This is a genomic window from Streptomyces tailanensis (assembly GCF_008386495.1).
Classification (GTDB): Bacteria; Actinomycetota; Actinomycetes; order Streptomycetales; family Streptomycetaceae; genus Streptomyces; species Streptomyces tailanensis.
The window spans coordinates 136,117-157,299 of record NZ_VTHJ01000011.1; the positions used below are offsets into that span (position 1 = coordinate 136,117).

The 21,183-nt window shown below is 71.7% G+C and carries 3 protein-coding genes; all 3 read right to left on the bottom strand.

Annotation, left to right across the window (positions count from 1 at the left end):
- Nucleotides 1-64: 64 nt before the first annotated feature.
- Nucleotides 65-16,660, bottom strand: a complete 16,596-nt coding sequence (locus tag F3T56_RS11935) for a non-ribosomal peptide synthetase (protein ID WP_149824883.1) — start codon at nt 16,658-16,660, stop codon at nt 65-67.
- A 6-nt stretch (nt 16,661-16,666) separates the two neighbouring features.
- Nucleotides 16,667-20,203: a non-ribosomal peptide synthetase gene (locus F3T56_RS11940; RefSeq protein ID WP_172638905.1), complete on the bottom strand. Its 3,537-nt coding sequence runs from the start codon at nt 20,201-20,203 to the stop codon at nt 16,667-16,669.
- Nucleotides 20,204-20,346: 143 nt separating this feature from the next.
- On the bottom strand, nt 20,347-21,177 hold the full coding sequence (locus F3T56_RS11945; protein WP_149824886.1) for a condensation domain-containing protein: 831 nt from the start codon (nt 21,175-21,177) through the stop codon (nt 20,347-20,349).
- Nucleotides 21,178-21,183 lie beyond the last annotated feature (6 nt).

Genomic DNA, 21,183 nt, shown 5'->3' on the forward strand with positions numbered 1-21,183 from the left:
TCCTTGTGGGTTCGCCCCGGGGACGGATTCGCGGGGCCGGGGGGTGAGGGCTCCCGCGAGGGGGTCAGGACGGTTTGCCGCCCCGGGCCTTGTCGAGCTCGTCGAGCTTGTGGCCGATGACTTCCGCCATTCCGGCGGCGTGCGCCGGAAGGCACATCTCGTGGTGGGTGCTGTGGATGTCGTACGCCGTCACCTTTCCGTCGACGTACGGCTTCCACTGGCCCGTGTAAGGCGCCTCGGGGTTCAGTGTCGCGTTGAAGAAGAGGACGTCGCCCTGGAATACGGGCGGGGTGAACCTCTTCAGCAGGTCGACATGGTGGACCACGAATTCCGAGGACCGCTCCAGGAGGTTCTCCTGGTCCGTGCCGTCGAGTTCTCCGACGAATTCGCCGAGGAGGCCGCGTACCTGGGCCAGTTCGAGATCCGGGTCGTTCGCGAAGTGGCCGCTCGGTGCCGCGTCGAGCAGGCCGAGGAGGGCTACTTCGTGGCCCCTGCGCTGGAGTTCCGCGGCCATCGCGTGGACGACCGCTCCGCCGAAGGACCAGCCGATCAGGTGATACGGTCCCTCGGGCTGAACAGAGAGTATCTCTCCGACGTATTCCGTCACCAGGGATTCGAGGGAATTCGGCAGTGCGGAATTCAGCGGTACGGAATTCCCGGCCGGACCGGAGGACCACGCCGGCGACTGGATTCCGTACGCCGGCCGGTCCGCGGGCAGGTGCCCGGCGAAGGACAGGTACGGCCAGGCGAGTCCGCCGGTGAGGTGCGCGAACCACAGGGGTTCCCGGTCGCCGTCGGCCTTGATGGTGAGCACGCGGGCGAACGGGTCCGTGTTCTCCCGTGCCGTCCGGGCTCCGTGCGCGGCCAGCCCGGCCACCGTGGGCGCCTGGAACACCGCCCGCATGGGCAGCGCCAGGCCCAGCTCCCGGCGGACGCGGCTGACCAGCCGGGCCGCGAGCAGGGAGTGGCCGCCGAGGGCGAAGAAGTCGTCGTCGATGCCGACCTTCTGCAGGCCCAGTACGTCCGCGAAGAGGGCCGCCAGGGTCTCCTCGCGGGCCGTGCGGGGCGCCCGGTAGGCCTCGCCGGTGAACTCGGGTTCGGGCAGCGCCCGGTGGTCGAGCTTGCCGTTCGGGGCCAGCGGCAGCCGGTCCAGGTGCACGAAGGCGGAGGGGACCATGAACTCCGGGAGCCCGGCGGTCACATGGGCGCGCAGTTCCTCGGTGTCGAGGTCCGGGGTGGCCGGTACGACGTAGGCGACGAGCCGCCCGGTGTTCCCGTGGGGCCCAGGGGGTGTTTCGAAAGTCCTGTGCGGTGCCCGCGGTGTCCGGTGCGTGCCCTCGGCGTGCCGCACGAAGGCCCTCGATGGGGGTCCCCCCGCTCGAGCGAAGCCGGGAGTGGGGGAGACGCTACTTGAGTCTTTGGCCGGTGCGGCGGTGGAGGCCCCTCCCGCTCGAGCGAAGCCGAGAGTGGGGGAGTGTGCCGGGCGCCGCGGGTGCTGTGCGGGACTTTCGAAGCACCCCCTGACGACCACCACCGCCCGGTCGACGCCCGGGTGGGCCGTCAGGGCCGCCTCCACCTCGCCCGGTTCGACCCGGAAGCCCCGCACCTTGACCTGGACGTCACCGCGGCCGGCGTACTCCAGCCGCCCGTCCGCGTTCCAGCGGGCCAGGTCGCCCGTGCGGTACATCCGTGAGCCGGGCGGGCCGAACGGGTCGGCCACGAAGCGGTCGGCGGTCAGGTCGGGCCGTCCGCGATAGCCCCGGCCGACGTTTCCGGCGACGTACAACTCGCCCACCGCGCCCGGCGGTACGGGGGTCAGTCCGGGGCCGAGGATGTACGCCCGCATGTTGGCGAGCGGGGCTCCGATCGGAGTACTGCCGCCGGTGAGTTCGGTCGTGGAGGCGTCGAAGAGGGTGGCGTAGAAGCTCTCCGTCTGGCCGTACGCGTTGATCACGCGTACCTCCGGGAAGGCCTCCCGCACCCGCCGTACGAGCCCGGTCGACAGGCCCTCGCCCGCGAAGACCAGGGTGTCCACGGAGGTGGTGCCGGCGAGCTGGTCGACGAGTTCGGCGAAGACCGACGGGACCGTGCTGATCACGGCGCCCTGCCAGGCGTCCCGCTCCCCCAGCGCCAGCACGTCGCGGACGATCTCGACGGTGCCGCCGTGGGCGAGCGTGGTGAACAGTTCGAAGACGGAGACGTCGAAGTTGATCGACGTGCCCGCGAGCATCCGCCGCCCTGGGGCCATGCCCACCGGGCCGGCCAGCCGCAGTACGCCGTTGACCACGTTGGCGTGCGTGATCGCGACGCCCTTCGGGGTGCCCGTCGAGCCCGACGTGTACATCACGTACGCGAGGTTGTCCGGGTGGACCGGGCGGCCGAGGTCGGTGTCGTCGGCCGGGAGGACCAGTTCGTCGAGGTGGAGCTTCGGTGTCGTGGTCTCCGGGAGGACGTTCGCTGTCCCGGTGTCCGTGAGGACCAGCTGAGGCCGGGCCTCGCCGAGGATGTACTCCAGGCGGTGGCTCGGGTACTTGGGGTCGATCGGAAGGTAGGCACCGCCCGCCTTCAGGACCGCGAGCAGGGCCACCGCCAGGTCGAGGGTGCGGGGCAGGGCCACGGCCACGACCGTCTCCGGGCCGACGCCGTGTCCGACGAGCTCACGGGCGAGCCGGTTGGCCGCCGCGTTCAGCTCGGCGTACGTCAGCGTCGTCCCGCCGTACTCGACGGCCGACGCGTCCGGGGTGGCCGCGGCCTGCCGCTCGACCAGCCCGGCGACGGTCACCCCGGGCGTCGGCGCCGCCGTGCCGCTCAGCTCGGTGAGCCGCTCGTGCTCGGCCGGTTCGAGGAGGTCCACCGCGCCGACCGGCACCGACGGGTCGGCGGCCATCTGACGCAGGACGCGGACCAGCCGGTCGCCCAGCGCCTCGACGGTCTTCAGGTCGAAGACGCCCCGCTGGTACTGGAGCACCAGCTGGAGATGCGGATCGGCGGCCGCCATGACCGTCAGCGGGTAGTGCGTACCCGAGAACGGGCGGATGCCGGTGAAGGCGATCCCGGCCGCGCTGTTGGCGGAGTCGATGCCCTCCTTGTCCACCGGGAAGGACTCGAACACGACGAGGGTGTCGAACAGCGTGCTCAGGCCGGTGGTCCGGTGGATCTCGCTCAGCCCGTGGTGATGGTGGTCGAGCAGTGCGGCCTGGCGGCGCTGGAGGCCGGTGAGCAGGTCGGCCAGGGTGTCGCCGGGGCCGTACTCGACGCGTACGGGCAGGGTGTTGATGAACAGGCCGACCATCGAGTCGACGTCCGTGACCGTGGGCGGGCGGCCGGAGACCGTCGCGCCGAAGACGACGTCCTGGCGGTTCGTCAGGCGGCCGAGGAGCACCGCCCAGGCGGCCTGCACGAGGGTGTTGACGGTGATGCCGAGTTCGGAGGCGCGGCGGTTGAGGGCGCGGGCCTCGTCGAGCGGCAGGCGGACGTCGAGCTGGCCGACACCGAGGTCGTCGCCGGTCAGGGTCTGCGGGGCGAGGAGCGTAGGTTCCTCCACGCCCTCCAGTTCCGCCGCCCAGGCTCGGGCCGTCTCGGCGTGGTCCTGCTCGGCGAGCCAGGTGAGGAAGTCCTTGAAGCCCCGGGTGCGGGGCAGGACGGACGGGTCGCCGGCCGAGCCGTACAGGTGGAGCAGTTCCTGCATGAGGATCGGGAAGGACCAGCCGTCGAACAGCACGTGGTGGGCCGTCAGGACCAGTTCGGAGCGGTCGTCGGTCATCCGGACCAGCGACAGCCGCAGCAGCGGTGGGGCCGCCGGGTCGAAGTGCGCCTTGTGGTCCGCCGCGAGGAAGCGTTCGAACGCCTCCTCCCGTTCCGCCTCGGGGAGTTCGCGCAGGTCCACCTCCCTCCAAGGGAGGGCTACGCCGTCCACGACCGCCTGGAGCCGCGAGCCGGCCGCGTCCGTCACGAACGCCGCCCGCAGGTTCGGGTGCCGGTCCAGGACGGCCTGGCCCGCGGCCCGCATCCGGGCCGGGTCGATATGGCCGGAGACGTGGAACGCGATCTGCATCTGGTACGCGTCGTGTTCGGCGTCGTCGTCGAGGAGCGACTGGAAGAGGAGGCCGGACTGGAGTGCCGTGAGGGGCCAGACGTCGGTGAGGCCGGGGTACGTCCGCTCCCAGCGCTCTATGTCCTGCTGGGTGACGTCCACGAGGGGGAGGTCGGAGGGGGTGAGACCGCCGGCCTTCGGGTCCTCGGTGACGTGCCTGGTGATCGCGTGCAGGGCCTCCGACCAGAGGGTCATGAGGTCTTCGACCTCGGTGTGGGTGAGGATGCCGGTGGGGAAGCCGACGGAAGCGTCGAGCTGGGGGCCGAGGTCGGTGTCCATGACCGCCGAGTTGATTTCTATGGTGGTCATGGCGGGCATGTCGCCGAGGTCTGCGGCGAGGGTGACATCCGGGAGTTGGGTCCAGCCGAGGTTCCGTAGGTCTTCGGGCATGTCCGCGGATGAGAAGCGGCCGAGGTAGTTGAAGCCGATCTGTCCGGCGCCGCCCCCTAGCTGAGCCCTTGTTCCCTCGTTCAGGTAGCGCAGCAAGCCATAGCCCAGACCCTTGTCCGGGATCGCCAGCAGCTGTTCCTTGATTGCCTTGACCACCGCGCCCGTTGTGCGGCCTCCCTCGAACGCCTCCTCCACGTCGAAGCCCGTCGTGTCCAGGCGGACCGGGTACATGCTCGTGAACCAGCCGACCGTGGACGACAGGTCCGCGCCCGGTACCACGTCCTGTTCGCGGCCGTGGCCCTCCAGGCGGATCAGCGTGGACGGTTCGTCCTGGCCCCGGATCCGGCGCCACTTGGTCACCGCCAGCGCCAGTGCCGCCAGCAGGCCGTCGTTGACCCCTCCGTGGAAGGCCGCCGGGACCTTCGTCAGCAGTGCCTCGGTGACCTCGACCGGGAGGCGGACCGACAGGTGGTCCAGGGTGGAGCGGGTGTCCGTGGCGGGGTCCAGGGGGCGGGAGCCCAGGAGAGGGTCGGGGCCGTCCAGGATGGCCTGCCACAGCTCCAACTCCGCTGTGCGCTGCGGCGAGTTCGCCTCCTCCATCAGGGCGTGTGTCCAGCGGCGTACCGAGGTGCCCACCGCCGGGAGCTGGGCCGTGCCGTTCGCCTTCACCTGCTTCCATGCCTCGGCGAGGTCGGGAAGCAGGATGCGCCAGGAGACGCCGTCCACGACCAGGTGGTGCAGGGCGATCAGCAGCCGGCCAGGGACGTCGGCATCCGCCGGGTCGAACCAGACGAACTGGGCCATGGCCCCGGCCGCCGGGTTCAACCGGCCCGTCGCCGCGTCGAGTTCCGTGGCCGCCGTACGCAGCCACTCCTCGTCCCAGGCGCCGTCGCACTCGACCCGTCGTATCAGCGCGGCCGTGTCCACCGAACCCGGCGGGGCCACCTCCAAGCTCTCCCCGACCAACCGCGACCTGAGCAGGTCGTGGCGGTCGAAGACAGCGTTCAGGGTCGCTGCGAAACCGTCCCCGTCGATGCCCTGCGGGAGTTCCAACGGCAGCGACATCGAGAAGCGGTCGAAGTGGCCGCCCAACTCCAGCATGTACTGGGCGATCGGGAGCAGCGGCAGGGTGCCCGTGCCGCCGCCGTCGAACTCCTCCAGGAGCACGGCGGTGCCGGTCGTGCGGGCCACGCGGGCGAGTTCGGCGACCGTTCGGTGTTCGAAGATCTCGCGCGGGGTGACCTCGACGCCCTGGGCGCGGGCCCGGGTGACGACCTGGATGGAGCGGATGGAGTCGCCGCCGACGGCGAAGAAGTCGTCGTCGATGCCGATGCGGGCGTGGCCCAGGACGTCGGCGTAGACGGCGGCGAGGGTCTCCTCCTCGGGGGTCCGGGGGGCCCGGTACTCCCCGCCGCTGAACTCCGGTTCGGGCAGTGCCTTGTGGTCGAGCTTGCCGTTCGGGGCGAGCGGCAGCCGGTCGATGACCACGAAGGCGGCCGGGACCATGAACTCCGGCAGCCGGTCGCCGACGAAGCCGCGCAGGTCGCGGGAGGTGAGCCCGGCGGTGAGGTCGAAGTCGGTGCCGCCGAGGTCCTGGCCGGCGCCGCTCGACCCGGCCTCCGCCGGGACGACGTAGCCGACGAGTTGCTTGCTCTTGCCGTGTTCGCGGACCACGACCGCCGCCTGGGCGACGCCCGGGTGCGCGGTGATGGCGGCCTCGACCTCGCCGGGCTCGATGCGGAAGCCGCGCACCTTGACCTGGGAGTCGGCGCGGCCCGCGTACTCCAGCTGACCGTCCGCGTTCCAGCGGGCCAGGTCGCCCGTGCGGTACATCCGGGAGCCGGGCGGGCCGAACGGGTCGGCCACGAAGCGCTCGGCGGTGAGGTCCGGGCGGCCCCGGTAGCCGCGGCTGATGTCGCCGGCGATGTACAGCTCGCCGGCCACGCCCACGGGGGCGGGGGCGAAGCCGGGGCCGAGGACGTACGCCCGCATGTTGCCGAGCGGGGTGCCGATGGGGGCGCTGCCCGTGCCGCCACCGGAGAAGCCGTTCGGCCCGTTCGCGGTGAACGTCGTGGCGTAGAAGGACTCGGTCTGGCCGTACGCGTTGATGACCCGTACGCCCGGGATCTGCTCGCGCATCCGTTCCACCAGCGTCGTGGGCAGGGCCTCACCCGCGAAGACGACCGTCTCGACGTCGAGCCGGCCCGCGAGCTGGTCGAGCAGCTCGGTGAAGGCCGAGGGCACGGTGGAGATCATCGTGCCGTTCCAGCTGTCGCGTTCGCCGAGGACGAGGACGTCCCGGACGATCTCGGCGCTGCCGCCGACGCTCAGCGTGGTGAACAGTTCGAACACCGAGACGTCGAAGTTGATCGAGGTGCCCGCGAGGATCCGCGAGCCCTTCTTCACGCCGACCCTCGGGATCAGCCGCAGGACGCCGTTGACGATGTTGCGGTGGCTCAGGGAGACGCCCTTCGGCACGCCCGTCGAGCCCGAGGTGTACATGACGTACGCCAGGTTCTGCGGGTGGGCGGTGACCGGCAGGTTCTCCGGGGAGCGGTCCGTGAGGTCCAGCTCGTCGACGTACAGCTTCGGCACAGACACCGAAGGCAGTACGGAGACCGTCTCGGAGTCCGTCAGGACCAGGGTCGGGGCCGCCTCGGTGAGGATGTGGTCGAGGCGGTGGCTCGGGTACTTGGGGTCGATCGGGAGGTAGGCGCCGCCCGCCTTCAGTACGGCGAGCAGGGCGACGGCCAGTTCGGCGGTGCGCGGCAGGGACACCGCGACGAGCGTCTCGGGACCGACGCCACGGTCGACCAGTTCACGGGCGAGACGGTTGGCGCGGGCGTTCAGCTCCCAGTACGCGAGCGTGGTGTCGCCGGAGACGATCGCGACCGCGTCCGGGGTGGCCGCGACCTGCTTCTCGACCAGTTCGGCGACCGTGAGGTGCGGGGTCGGCTCGGCGGTGTCGTTGAAGCGGTGCAGGACCTTGTCGCGCTCGGCCTCGTCGAGGAGGTCGACCGCGCCGACCCGGGCCGCCGGGGCGGCGACGAGCTGGCGCAGCACCCGGACGAAGCGGTCGGCGACGCGTTCGGCCGTCTCCCGGTCGAACAGGTCGGTGGCGTACTCCAGCAGGCCCTCGACCTCGCGTCCGTCCGGGCCCGTCACCTCGGTGAGGTTGAAGAACAGGTCGAACTTGGCGGTGCCGGTCGGCGTCGGGACGTAACTCACCGCGAGGCCCGGCAGGTCGAAGTCGGCCTGGGCGAAGTTCTGCCAGGCGAACATCACCTGGAACAGCGGGTGGTAGGCCGTGGACCGCTCGGGGTTGAGCAGTTCCACCAGGCGCTCGAAGGGGGCGTCCTGGTTGGCATACGCGGCCAGCGCCTTGTCGCGGACCTGGGCGATCAGTTCCTCGAAGGTGGGGTTGCCGGAGAGTTCGGCGCGCAGCACCCAGGTGTTGACGAAGAACCCGACCAGGTCGGCGAGGGCCTCGTCGGTGCGGCCTGCGATCGGGGAGCCGATCGGGATGTCGTCGCCGCCGCCGAGCTGGTGCAGCAGGACCGCCAGCACGGACTGCATGACCATCGAGACGGTCACGTCATGCTCCCGCGCCAGCTTCTCCACCGCGGCGAGGAGTTCGTCGTCGATCGTGAAGTCGAGCATCTCGCCGCGGTGGCTCGCCTTCGGCGGGCGCGGGCGGTCGACGGGCAGGCGCAGCGGCTGCGGTACGGCGGCCAGTTCGCGGCGCCAGTACGACGACTGGCCGGCGAGCAGGCTGTCCGGGTCGGTGGCGTCGCCGAGCAGAGCGCGCTGCCAGAGCGTGTAGTCGGCGTACTGGACCGGCAGTTCGGCGAAGTCGGGCGCCCGGCCCTCGCGGCGGGCCGCGTAGGCGGTGGAGACGTCCCTGATCAGCGGGGCCATGGACTCGCCGTCGCCGGCGATGTGGTGGATGAGCAGCGTCAGCACGTGCTCGCCCGGTCCGCAGCGCAGGATGCCCGCGCGGACGGGGATGTCGTTCCCCAGGTCGAAGGTGTGCTGGGCCGCGCGGACGACCGCGTCCGTCAGGCCGTCGCCCGGTGCCACCTCGACGACCGGGACGGACAGGGTGTACTGCCCCGGCTCCAGGACGATCTGGTAGCCGGCGCCGTCCGCGTCCTCCCCGTACACGGTCCGCAGGCTCTCGTGCCGGGCCACGACGTCCCGGATCGCCTCGGCGAGCGCCTCGGTGTCCAGGTCACCGGTCAGCCGCAGCGCCATCGGGATGTTGTACGTCGCCGAAGGGCCCTCGAACCGGTCGATGAACCACAGCCGGCGCTGGGCGAAGGAGAGCGGCAGCCGCTCGGGGCGGTTGCGGGCCCGGCGCAGCGGGGTGCGCACGGTGTCGCCCGAGGAGAGCTGTGCGGTGAGCTCGGCGACCGTCGGGGAGCCGAAGACCACCTTGATCGGGATCTCCACTCCCAACTCGGTGCGGATACGGCTGATCAGGCGGGTGGCGAGGAGGGAGTGGCCGCCCAGGTCGAAGAAGTTGTCGTCGATGCCGACCTCGTCCACGCCGAGCACCTCGGCGTAGAGCCGGGCGAGGATCTCCTCCCGCTTGGTGCGCGGCGCCCGGTAGGGCACCCCGGCGAACTCGGGAGCGGGCAGCGCGGCCCGGTCGAGCTTGCCGTTGGGCATCAGCGGCAGCCGGTCGAGGAGCACGTGGGCGGCCGGGACCATGAACTCGGGGAGTTTCTGGGCCGCGTAGGCCGCCAGCTCCTCCGCGTCCACCTCACCGGCGGGCACGACGTACGCGACGAGCACCTTGCCGGAGTTGGTGCCGCGCCCGTTGCGGGCGATCACCGCGGCCTGGGTGACGGCCGGGTGGGACGCCAGGGCTGCCTCGACCTCGCCGGGCTCGATACGGAAGCCGCGCACCTTGACCTGGGTGTCGCCGCGCCCGACGTACTCGATCTGTCCGTCCGCGTTCCAGCGGGCCAGGTCCCCGGTGCGGTACATGCGGGAGCCGGGCTCGCCGAACGGGTCGGCCACGAAGCGGTCGGCGGTCAGGTCGGGGCGTCCGCGATAGCCGCGGCCCAGGCTCCCGGCGACGTACAACTCGCCGATCGCGCCCGGCGGAACGGGCGTGAGGCCCGGACCGAGGACGTACGCCCGCATGTTGGGCAGCGGGGTGCCGACGGGCGCGCTGCCCGTGCCGTCCCAGCCGGCCGCGTCGAAGGTGGTGGCGTAGAAGCTCTCCGTCTGCCCGTACGCGTTGACGATCCGGACACCGGGGAACGCCTCGCGGACCCTTTCGACGAGCGTCGAGGAGAGGGCCTCGCCGGCGAAGACGACGGTCTCCATGGAGGTGCGGTCGGCGATCTGGTCGACGAGTTCCGCGAACGCCGACGGCACCGTGCTGATGACACCGCCGCGCCAGCCGTCCCGTTCGCCGAGGACCAGGACGTCCCGGACGATCTCCGCCGTGCCGCCGTGGACGAGCGTGGTGAACAGCTCGAACGCCGAGACGTCGAAGTTGATCGACGTGCCCGCCAGCACCTTGGAACCCGCCTGGATGCCCATGCGGGCCGCGAGCCCGAGGACGCCGTTGACGATGTTGGCGTGGGTGATGGCGACGCCCTTGGGGGTGCCGGAAGAGCCCGAGGTGTACATCACGTAGGCGAGGTTCTGCGGGTGCACCGGGCGGACGGGGTCGATGGCGTCGGCGGGGACGTGGTCGATGGCGTCGACGTACAGTTTCGGCGTCTCGGTCGCGGGGAGGACGTTCGCTGTCCCGGAGTCCGTGAGGACCAGCTGCGGCCGGGCCTCGCCGAGGATGTACTCCAGGCGGTGGCTCGGGTACTTGGGGTCGATCGGGAGATACGCGCCGCCCGCCTTCAGGACCGCCAGCAGCGCCACGGCCAGGTCGAGGGAGCGGGGCAGGGAGACGGCCACGACCGTCTCCGGGCCGACGCCATGGTCCTTTACGAGCACATGGGCCAGCCGGTTGGCGCGGGCGTTGAGCTGCTCGTACGTCAGCCGGGCGCCCTCGAAGACCAGTGCGATCGAGTCGGGGGTGGCTGCGGCCTGCTTCTCGATGAGGCGGGTGACCGTCGCGTCCGGGGTGGGCGCGGTGGTGCCGCTCAGCTCAAGGAGGCGGTCGTGCTCGGCCGGCTCCAGGACGTCGACCAGGCCGATCGGCAGGGTCAGGTCGTCGGCCAACTGCCGCAGGATCAGGGCGAGTCGGGTCGCGTACGACTCGACGGTCGGCCGGTCCAGGACGTGCTCCTGGAACTGGAGCACGAGGCGGAGGTGCGGGTCCGCGTCCGCCATCACTGTGAGCGGGTAGTGGGTGCCCGTGGAGGGACGGATGGTGGTGAAGGCGATACCCGCCGCCGCGTTGGCCTCGTCGAGGCCGGCCCGGTCGACCGGATACGACTCGAAGACGACCAGGGTGTCGAAGAGGGTGCTGAGCCCGGTGGTCTGCTGGATCTCGCTCAGGCCCTGGTGGTGATGGTCGAGCAGGGCGGCCTGGCGCCGCTGGAGCCCGGTCAGGACGTCGGCGAGACAGTCGCCGGGGGCGTACTCGACGCGTACGGGAAGGGTGTTGATGAAGAGGCCCACCATCGAGTCGACGTCCGGGACCGCCGGGGGCCGCCCGGACACGGTCGCGCCGAAGACGACGTCCTGCCGTCCGGTGAGCCGGCCGAGGAGGACCGCCCAGGCGCCCTGCACCAGGGTGTTGACGGTGACGCCGAGCTCCGAGGCGCGCCGGGTGAGCGCGCGGACGTCGTCCAGGGGCAGCGGGACGTCGACCGAGCCGATGCCGTGGCTGCCGGTCGCCGGGGCGCCGCCGCGCACGAGGAGGGTGGGCTCCTCGACGCCCTCCAGTTCGCGGGCCCATGCCTGCGTGGATGCCTCGTGGTCCTGGCGGGCGAGCCAGGTGAGGAAGTCCTTGAAGCCACGGACTCGGGGCAGTACGGAGGGGTCGCCGCCGGAGCCGTACAGGTGCAGCAGGTCCTTCATCAGGTGCGGGAAGGACCAGCCGTCGAAGAGGACGTGGTTCGCCGTGAGGACCAGCTCGGAGGTCTCGCCGGTCATCCGGACCAGGGTCATGCGGAGCATCGGCGGGACGGCCGGGTCGAAGGCGGCGGCGTGGTCCTCGGCGAGGAAGCGTTCGAAGGACGCGTGGCGCTCCGCTTCGGGGAGGTGGGTCAGGTCGATCTCCCGCCACGGGAGTTCGACGCCGTCGACAATGACCTGTGCCTGGTGGCCGGCCGAGTCCGTCACGAACGCGGCCCGCAGGTTCGGGTGCCGGTCCAGCATCGCCTGGCCCGCCGCGCGCATACGGTCCGCGTCGACCTGTCCGGTGACGTGGAACGACATCTGCATCTGGTAGGCGTCCCAGGAATCGTCGTTCAGCATCGTGTGGAACAGGAGGCCGGACTGGAGGGCTGTGAGGGGCCAGACGTCGGAGAGACCGGGGTACGTCTGCTCCCAGCGCTCGATGTCTTCCTGGGTTACGTCGACGAGGGGGAGGTCGGAGGGGGTGAGGCCGCCGGCGTTCTCCTGGTCGGCGTGGTGGGTCAGTGCGGTCAGGGCTGCGAACCACAGTTCGACGAGTTCTTCGACGTCCTGCTTCGTGAACAGGCCTGCGGGGAAGCCGATGGAGGCGTCGAGTCGGGCGCCCTCTTCGGTGTCCACGACCAGGGAGTTGATCTCCAGGGCGGACATGGCGGGCATGTCCGCGTCGAGGGGGGCGGAGAGTTCGGAGAGTTGGGTGAAGCCGAGGCCTCGCAGGGCGTCGGGCATGTCGGCTGTGGAGAAGCGGCCGAGGTAGTTGAAGCCGATCTGCCCCGCTGAGGTCGTTGGTTCACTGCGGGTTCGATGTGGCTGGTCGCGCCCACGCGGCGCAGCCGCACATGTCACAGCCCCGCGCCCCTTCAGGTCTGCTGCCGTGCCCTCATTCAGATAGCGCAGCAAGCCATAACCCAAGCCCTTGTCCGGGATTGCCAGAAGCTGTTCCTTGATGGCCTTCACTGCACGCCCGGCGGCCGGGCCGCCCGCGAACGCCTCGTCCAGATCCACGCCCGCCACGTCCAGCCGTACCGGGAACAGGCTCGTGAACCAACCCACCGTGGACGACAGGTCCGCGCCCGGTACCACGTCCTGTTCGCGGCCGTGGCCCTCCAGCTTGAGCAGGGTGGAGGACTCGTACACCCCTCGTGCGCGGCGCCACTTGGCCACGGCCATGGCCAGCGCGGCGAGGAGGCCGTCGTTGACTCCGCCGTGGAAGGCGGCCGGGACCTTGGTCAGCAGGGCCTCGGTGACGTCGGCGGCGAGCTGTACGCGGACGAAGTCCAGGGAGCCTCGTGTGTCGACGGCCGGGTCGAGCGGGCGGGAGCCGAGCAGCGGGTCGGGGCCGTCGAGGATGCGCTTCCACAGCGGGAGTTCGGCCGCTCGCGAAGGACTGTTGGCCTCCTCGATCAGCGCGTGCGTCCAGCGGCGTACGGAGGTCCCGGCGGCCGGCAGCTTCGCCCGTCCGCGCTCCTTGACCTGCTGCCAGGCGGCGGCGAGGTCCGGGAGCAGGATGCGCCAGGAGACGCCGTCGACGACCAGGTGGTGCAGGGCGACGACCAGGCGCCCGGGGACACCGGGGTCGGCCGGGTCGAACCACACGAACTGGGCCATGACCCCGGCCGCGGGGTCCAGCCGGCCGGTGGCGGCGTCGAGTTCGGCGGCCACCCGCGCGTCGAAGGACTCGTCCCACACCCCGTCGCAGCCGACCCGGCGCACCAGCGTGCCCGCGTCCACCGACCCCGGCGCACCGACGCACATGCGGTGGCCGTCGAGGCGGGAGCGGAGGATGTCGTGCCGGTCGAGGACGGCGTTCAGGGTGGCGACGAGGCCGGATCGGTCGATGCCGAGCGGGAGTTCGGCAAGCACCGCCATGGAGAAGCGGTTGTGGGAGCCGCCGAGTTCGAGCATGTACTCGGCGATCGGCAGCAGCGGGAACTCGCCGGTGCCGCCGCCCTCGAACTCCGGCAGGGTGACGGCGGCCGTGGCGTGTTCGGAGACCACGGACGCCAGTTCCGCCGCCGTACGGTGTTCGAAGATCTGGCGGGGGGTGACCTCGACGCCCTGGGCGCGGGCCCGGGAGACGACCTGGATGGAGCGGATGGAGTCGCCGCCCACGGCGAAGAAGTCGTCGTCGACACCGACCCGCTCCAGGCCGAGGACCTCGGCGTAGACCTCGGCGAGGATCCGCTCGCGCTCGTTGCCCGGCGCCCGGTACGCGCCGCCGGTGAACTCCGGCTCGGGGAGGGCCTTGCGGTCGAGCTTGCCGTTCGGGGCGAGGGGGAGACGGTCGAGGACGACGAAGGCGGACGGGACCATGAAGTCGGGCAGCCGCTTGGCGACGAAGGCGCGCAGCTCGGCGGTCTCCACGCCGGCTCGCAGGTCGGTGCTGGTGGAGTCGCTGCTGTAGGCGGGCACGACGTACCCGACGAGCTGCTTGGTGTTGCCGTGTGCCCGGGCGACGACCGCGGCCTGCGCGATGCCCGGGTGGGCGGTCAGCGCGGCTTCGACCTCGCCGGGCTCGATACGGAAGCCGCGCACCTTGACCTGGGTGTCCCCGCGGCCCAGGTACTCCAGCTGCCCCTCGGCGTTCCAGCGCGCGAGGTCGCCGGTGCGGTACATGCGGGAGCCGGGCGGGCCGTACGGGTCGGCGACGAACCGGTCGGCGGTCAGCTCGGACCGGCCGTGGTAGCCGCGTGCCACGTTGCCGGCGACGCACAGCTCGCCCGCCACGCCCTGCGGTACGGGGGTCAGGCCGGGGCCAAGGACGTAGACACGCATGTTGCCCAGCGGGGTGCCGATGGGCGCGCTGCCCTCGCCGTCCCAGCGGCGGCTCTCGTCGATGGCGAACGCAGTGGCGTAGAAGCTCTCGGTCTGGCCGTAGGCGTTGATGATCCGGACGCCCGGGAACGCCTCGCGGACCCGTTCGGCGAGCGTCGAGGACAGGGCCTCGCCCGCGAAGACGAGCGTGTCGACGGTGGTAGTGCCCGCGATCTGGTCCATCAGCTCGGCGAAGACCGAGGGGACCGTGCTGATCAGGCTGCCGTTCCAGCCGTCGCCCGCGGCCGCCCGCTCGCCGAGGACGAGCACGTCGCGGACGATCTCGACCGTGCCGCCGTGGGTGAGCGTCGTGAAGATCTCGAAGACCGACACGTCGAAGTTGACGGACGTGCCCGCGAGGGTCCGCGAGTCCTTGCCCATGTCGACGCGGTCGGCCAGTTGGAGCACCCCGTTGACGATGTTGTGGTGGCTGAGTGAGACGCCCTTCGGGGTGCCGGTCGAGCCCGAGGTGTACATGACGTAGGCGAGGTTCTGCGGGTGCGCGCCGGTCGTGAGGTTGTCGGCCGGCCGGTCGGTGAGGGCCGGCTCGTCGACGTACAGCTTGGGCGTGTCCGTCTCCGGGAGGACGTGCACCGTCTCGGAGTCGGTCAGGACGAGTGCCGGGCGGGCCTCGCCGAGGATGTACTCCAGGCGGTGGCTGGGGTACTTGGGGTCGATCGGGAGGTAGGCGCCGCCCGACTTCAGTACGGCCAGCAGGGCGACGACGAGGTCCGGGGAGCGGGGCAGGGAGAGGGCGACGACCGTCTCCGGGCCGACACCGTGGTCCTGTGTGAGCACGTGGGCCAACCGGTTGGCGCGGGCGTTGAGTTCGCCGTACGTCAGTGAGGTGCCCTCGAAGACGACCGCCTCGGCGTCCGGGGTGAGGGCGACCTGCTCCTCGACCAGCCGGGCCAGGGTGACCATCGGGGTCGGCTCGGCGGTGGCGTTCACCTCGACGAGGAAGCGCTGCCGCTCGGCCGGGGCCAGGGTGTCGACGGCGCCGACCGGGAGGGCCGGATCCGCCATCAGCTGCCGCAGGACGCGGAGGAAGCGGGCGCCGACGGCCTCGACGGTGGACCGGTCGAACAGATCGAGGGCGTACTCGATGGTGCCGCGCGCCCCCTGCCCGTCGTGGTGCCGGGCGATGTTGAACTCCAGATCGAACTTGGCGGTCTTGGTGTCGAGCTGCTCGAAGTCGAGGCGGGCTTCGAGGCCGGGCAGGTCCAGGTCGGGGCGGGTGATGTTCTGCCAGGCGAACAGCACCTGGAAGAGGGGGTTGTAGGCGGTGGAGCGCTCGGGGCTGAGCCGGTCCACCAGCATCTCGAAGGGGGCGTCCTGGTTGTCGTAGGCGTTCAGGGCGCGTTCGCGGACCTGCTCCAGGACGTCCTCGAAGGTGGGGTTGCCGTCCAGGCGGACACGCAGCACCCAGGTGTTGACGAAGAAGCCGACGAGGTCGGCGAGGTCCTCGTCGCCGCGGCCGGCGATCGGGGAGCCGATCGGGATGTCGTCGCCACCGCCGAGCTGCTGGAGCAGCACGGCGAGGACGGACTGGAGGACCATCGACACGCTCAGGCCGCGTTCGGTCGCCAACTCCTCGACCTGAGCGAGGAGTTCGGGCTCCAGCTCGAACTCGACGACGTCACCGCGGTGGCTGGCCACGGAGGGCCGGGTGCGGTCGAGGGGCAGCTGCAGGGGCTGTGCTATGCTGGCCAGCTCGCTCTCCCAGTGGGCGAGTTGGCCTGAGACCAGGCTGTCGGGGTCGTTCTCGTCGCCGAGCAACTCGCGCTGCCAGAGCACGTAGTCGGTGTACTGGACGGGGAGTTCCGGGAACTCCGGCTCCCGGCCCTTGCGGCGGGCCGTGTAGGCGAGGGCGAGGTCCCGCAGCAGCGGGGCGCCGGACTCGCCGTCGGCGGCGATGTGGTGGAAGAGCAACAGCAGGACGTGCCGGTCGGGGGCCTGGCGCAGGATGCGGGCGCGGACCGGGATCTCGGCGTACAGGTCGAAGGTGTACGAGACGGCCTCGGCGACCGCTTCGGAGAGCCGCTCGGGCTCGACGTCCACGACGGGGATGTCGAGCCGGAGGTCCTCCGGCGGGAGTATTCGCAGGTAGGGGACGCCGTCCTCGTCGTAGAGGATCGTGCGCAGGCTCTCGTGCCGGCCGACCACGTCACGGATCGAGGCGGCGAGCGCGCGGGTGTCCAGCTCGCCGGTGAGGTGCAGGGCGAGGGGCACGTTGTAGGTGGCAGAGGGGCCCTCGAAGCGGTCGATGAACCAGAGCCGACGCTGGGCAAACGACAACGGGATCACTTCGGACTACTCCTTGTTCATTCTGCGCAGACGGGGCCTGCTCGGGCTGGACGTGGTCGTGGCGGAGGCACCGCCGGCGATGTGGTCGGCGAGTTGGGCGACCGTGGGGCTGGAGAAGATCGTCTTGATGGAGACCTCGGCACCCAGCCGCGTACGGATCCGGCTCTTGAGGCGGGTCGCGAGCAGCGAGGTCACGCCCAGGTTGAAGAAGTTGTCGTGGACGCCGACGCGGTCGACGCGGTCGGCGCCGAGGAGGTCGGTGAGCAGGTCGCAGAGGGCCTGTTGGTGGGGGGTGAGGGGGGTTTCGGGGGTGGCCGCTTCGGGGGCGGTCTGTTCGACCTGCTCTGCTACGGCTGTGATCGGGCCCCCGAGGTCCAGCGCGCCCACCGGCTGTTCCGGGTCGGCGGCCAGGGCCCTCAGCACCGTGTGGACGGCGGTGGCGACCCGCTCCGCGGTGTCCTGTTCGAAGACGCCCCGCTGGTACTGGAAGGTCAGCCGCAGCCGGGGTTCGGTCTCGGCGATCAGGGTCAGCGGGTAGTTGGAGCCGCCGAGCGAGCGCGTCCCGTCGAGGGTGAGGCGGGCGGCGGCACAGGCCTCGGCGAGGCCGGAGTCGTCGACGGGGAAGGCCTGGTAGACGAGCAGGGTGTCGAAGAGCGCCCCCAGGTCGGTGGCCTCGTACAGGCCGCTCAGCGGCTGGTGGTGATGGTCGAGCAGCTCGGTCTGCCGTTCCTGGAGGGCGGTGAGCAGCGTGCCGAGAGCGTCCTCGGGGGTGTGCCGCACCCGTACCGGAAGGGTGTTGATGAACAGCCCGACCATCGACTCCACGCCGGGCAGCCCGGGCGGGCGGCCGGAGACGGTGGCGCCGAACAGCACGTCGTCGCGTCCGGTGAGCGCGCCGAGGGCGACGGCCCAGGCGCCCTGCACCAGCGTGTTGAGGGTGACGCCCAGTTCGCCGGCCCGCCGGACGAGCCGCTCGGCGTCCTCGGCCGCCAAGGGCACGGCCACTGTGCCGACGTCCGATCCGGACGCCTCGTCGCGGGCGACCGCCGTGCCGGCGAGCAGCGTCGGACGGTCCACGCCGTCGAGTTCGGCGGCCCAGGCCCTGGCCGCGCTCTCCCGGTCCTGCCGGGCCAGCCAGGCGAGGTGGTCGCGGAAACCGCGGGCGGGCGGGAGGGGCGCCGGATCGCCGTGGGAGCCGTACAGACGCAGCAGGTCCTGGGCCAGGACCGGCTCGGACCAGCCGTCGAGGAGGGCGTGGTGCAGGGTGAGGACGACGGCCGCCTGCTCGGCGCCCAGCCGGACCAGGGTCATGCGCAGCAGCGGCGGGGAGGCGAGGTCGAAGGGCACGGCCTGGTCCTCGGCGAGGAAGCGTTCGAAGGCCGCGTCCCGCTCCTCGGGCACCAGGGTCCTGAAGTCCCGCTCCTGCCAAGGGAGTTCGACGCCGTCCATCACCAGCTGGACCAGATCGCCGTCGGCGTCCGACGCGAAGGCGGCGCGCAGCGCCGGGTGCCGTTCGAGCAGGGCCTGCCCGGCGGCCCGCATCCGTTCGGGGTCGACGCGGCCGGAGAGCGTGAACACCGACTGCATGCGGTAGGCGTCGTAGCCGCTGTCGCTGAGCATCGACTCGAACAGCATCCCGGACTGCATCGGCGTCAGCGGCCACACGTCCGACAGGTTCGGATACCGCTCACGGAAGGCGGCCAGATCCTCGTCGCGCAGCGAGACGAGCGGGCCCACCACGTCCTCGTACGCCTCGGTGGGCGTCCCCGCGTGCGGGGCGAGCCGGGCCACGGTCCGGTACGTGAGCACCTGCCGCTGGGTGATCTCCAGGCCCCGGGCGCGGGCCCGTGCCACCACCTTCACCGAGCGCAGCGAATCGCCGCCGATCGCGAGGAAGTCGTCGTCGGCGCCGACCCGTTCCAGGCCCAGTACCTCGGCGTACACCTCGGCGAGGATCTCCTCCTCCGGGGTGCGGGGCGCCCGGTACTCCCCGCCGGTGAAGACGGGCTCGGGCAGCGCCTTGCGGTCGAGCTTGCCGTTCGGGGAGAGCGGCAGGGCGTCGAGGAACATGAACGCCGCCGGGACCATGAACTCCGGCAGCCGCCCGGCGGCCAGGGCCCGCAGCTCGTCGGCCCCGGCCCCGTCCGCCACCAGGTACGCGACCAGCTGCCGCCCCTCGTGGGCGACGACCGCGGCCTGCCGTACGGCGGGGTGGGCGAGGAGCACGGACTCGATCTCGCCCAGCTCGATGCGCAGCCCGCGCAGCTTGACCTGGTGATCGGTGCGCCCGAGGTATTCGACCTCGCCGTCGGCGGTCCAGCGGGCCAGGTCGCCGGTGCGGTACATCCGGGTCCCGGCCGGCCCGTACGGGTCCGCGAGGAACCGGTCGGCGGTGATCTCCGGCCGCCCCAGATAGGCGCTCGCCAGTTGCACGCCCGCGAGGTACAGCTCCCCGGGCTCGCCGACCCCGCACGGCCGCAGCCCGGCGTCGAGGACGTACAGCCGGGTGTTCCACACGGGCTTCCCGATCGGTACGGGACCGTCGGCGCCGGTGTCGCAGGGGTGGTACGTCACGTCGACGGCGGCCTCGGTCGGCCCGTACAGGTTGTGCAGCTCCACGCCGGGCAGCAGCCGCCCGAACTCCCGCACCGCCTCGCGCGGCAGCGCCTCGCCGGAGCAGAACACCTGCCGCAGCCCCGTGCAGGTCGCCGCCTTGGGCTCCGCCAGGAACACCTGGAGCATCGAGGGCACGAAGTGGCAGGTGGTGACGCCGAGTTCGCGGATCGTCCGCGCGAGGTAGGCCGGGTCCTTGTGCCCGCCCGGCTCCGCGACGACGATCGCCGCACCCTCCCGCAGCGCCCAGAAGAACTCCCACACGGACACGTCGAAGCCTGAGGGTGTCTTCTGCAACACCCGGTCGGCGGCCGTGAGTTCGTACTCCGCCTGCATCCAGCGCAGCCGGTTGTCGATGGCCGAGTGCGGGACGACCACACCCTTGGGGCGGCCGGTGGAGCCGGAGGTGAAGATGATGTAGGCCGGGTGGTCGGGGGTGACCTGCGGCAACGGGGTGGCGGCCGTCTCCGGGAGGGATGCCTCGTCCAGTACGACGACGGGGATGCCCTCCGGTACGGGTACCCGTCCGGCGGTGTCCGCGACGACGCAGGCCGGGCCCGTGTGGTCGAGCATGTAGGCGAGCCGGTCGGCCGGGTAGTCCGGGTCCAGCGGCAGATAGGCGCCGCCCGCCTTCAGTACGGCGACCAGGGTGAACAGCAGCTCCAGGGAGCGCGGCACGGCGACGGCGACCGTGCTGCCGGGGCGGACGCCGAGCCCGACCAGGTGGCGGGCCAGCCGGTCGGCGCGAGCGTCGAACTCGGCGTACGTCAGCGTCTCGCCGCCGAAGACCAGGGCCGTCGCGTCCGGGGTGCGCCGGACCTGCTCCTCGATGGGCGCGACGAGGGTGGTGACCGGCAGTTCACGGCCGGTGTCGTTGAACTCCTCCAGAACCAGGGCGCGTGCGGCGCCGGCGTCCTGCTCGCCGGTCAATTTCCACACCTCTTCTCTCACTGGAATGACGCGAATGGGCAGGGGGGTACCGTCCGGGAATTCCATGAATGACCGGAAGGAAATTACTGAGAAAGGGATTCGATAACGACCCTAAGGTCGCCTCTATTACCCAACAAGCGTGTTCAACCGACCAGTTGGGCGAGCGGGACGGGGAATTCACCGTCGCTGGAAACAGCCGCCCGTGAATCCGTGGCGAGCCGCCGCAGTACGCCGGCCAGCCGCTCCGCGGTGTCCCGCGCGGCCGCGTCCCCGAACAGCCCCCGCGCGCACCGCAGCCGCAGCTCCAGCGGCCCCGGGGCGGCCCGCAGGACGAGGGCCAGCGGCGGCTGCCCGTGGTGCACCGCCCGGACCCCGGTGACGGTGACCCGCCCGGAGGCGCCGAGCCCGGGCGTACCGATGTCCTGGACGCCGAGCACCGCCTCCCGGCGCCCGGGGGCGCCGGTCAGGGCCACGGTCCAGGCACCGCGCACCACCGTCTCCAGGCTGACCCCGAGCCCCAGCGCCCGCAGGGTGAGCCGCCCCGCGTCCGCCACGCTCAACGGCACCTCGACTTCCTCGACGGCCACCGGGGAGCCGGGGAGCCGGGCGGCGCCCCCGGTGACGTACGACCGCAGCAGGGCCCGCAGCAGCGAGCGCAGCGCTCCCTCGTCGAGGTGCAACTGCCGCGTGGTGACCAGCAACAGGTGCCGCTCCCACGCCAGCCGCACGAGCGCGACCCGCACCGGGGGCCCGGGGCAGCCGACGCTCGCCCGGTCAGCCGCGAGCAGCGCATCGAGCGCCTCGGTCCGCTCCCCGATCGTCAGCACCCCGAGATCCGACTCCCGCCAGAACGGCCTCGGCCCCTCCCGGGCGAACAGCCCCTTGACGGCCGTACGCATCCGTACGGGATCGACCCAGCCGGCCAGGTGCACGACGAGTTGGAGGGGGCCGGTGTCGGGGGCGGGGAGTGTCACGGGCGG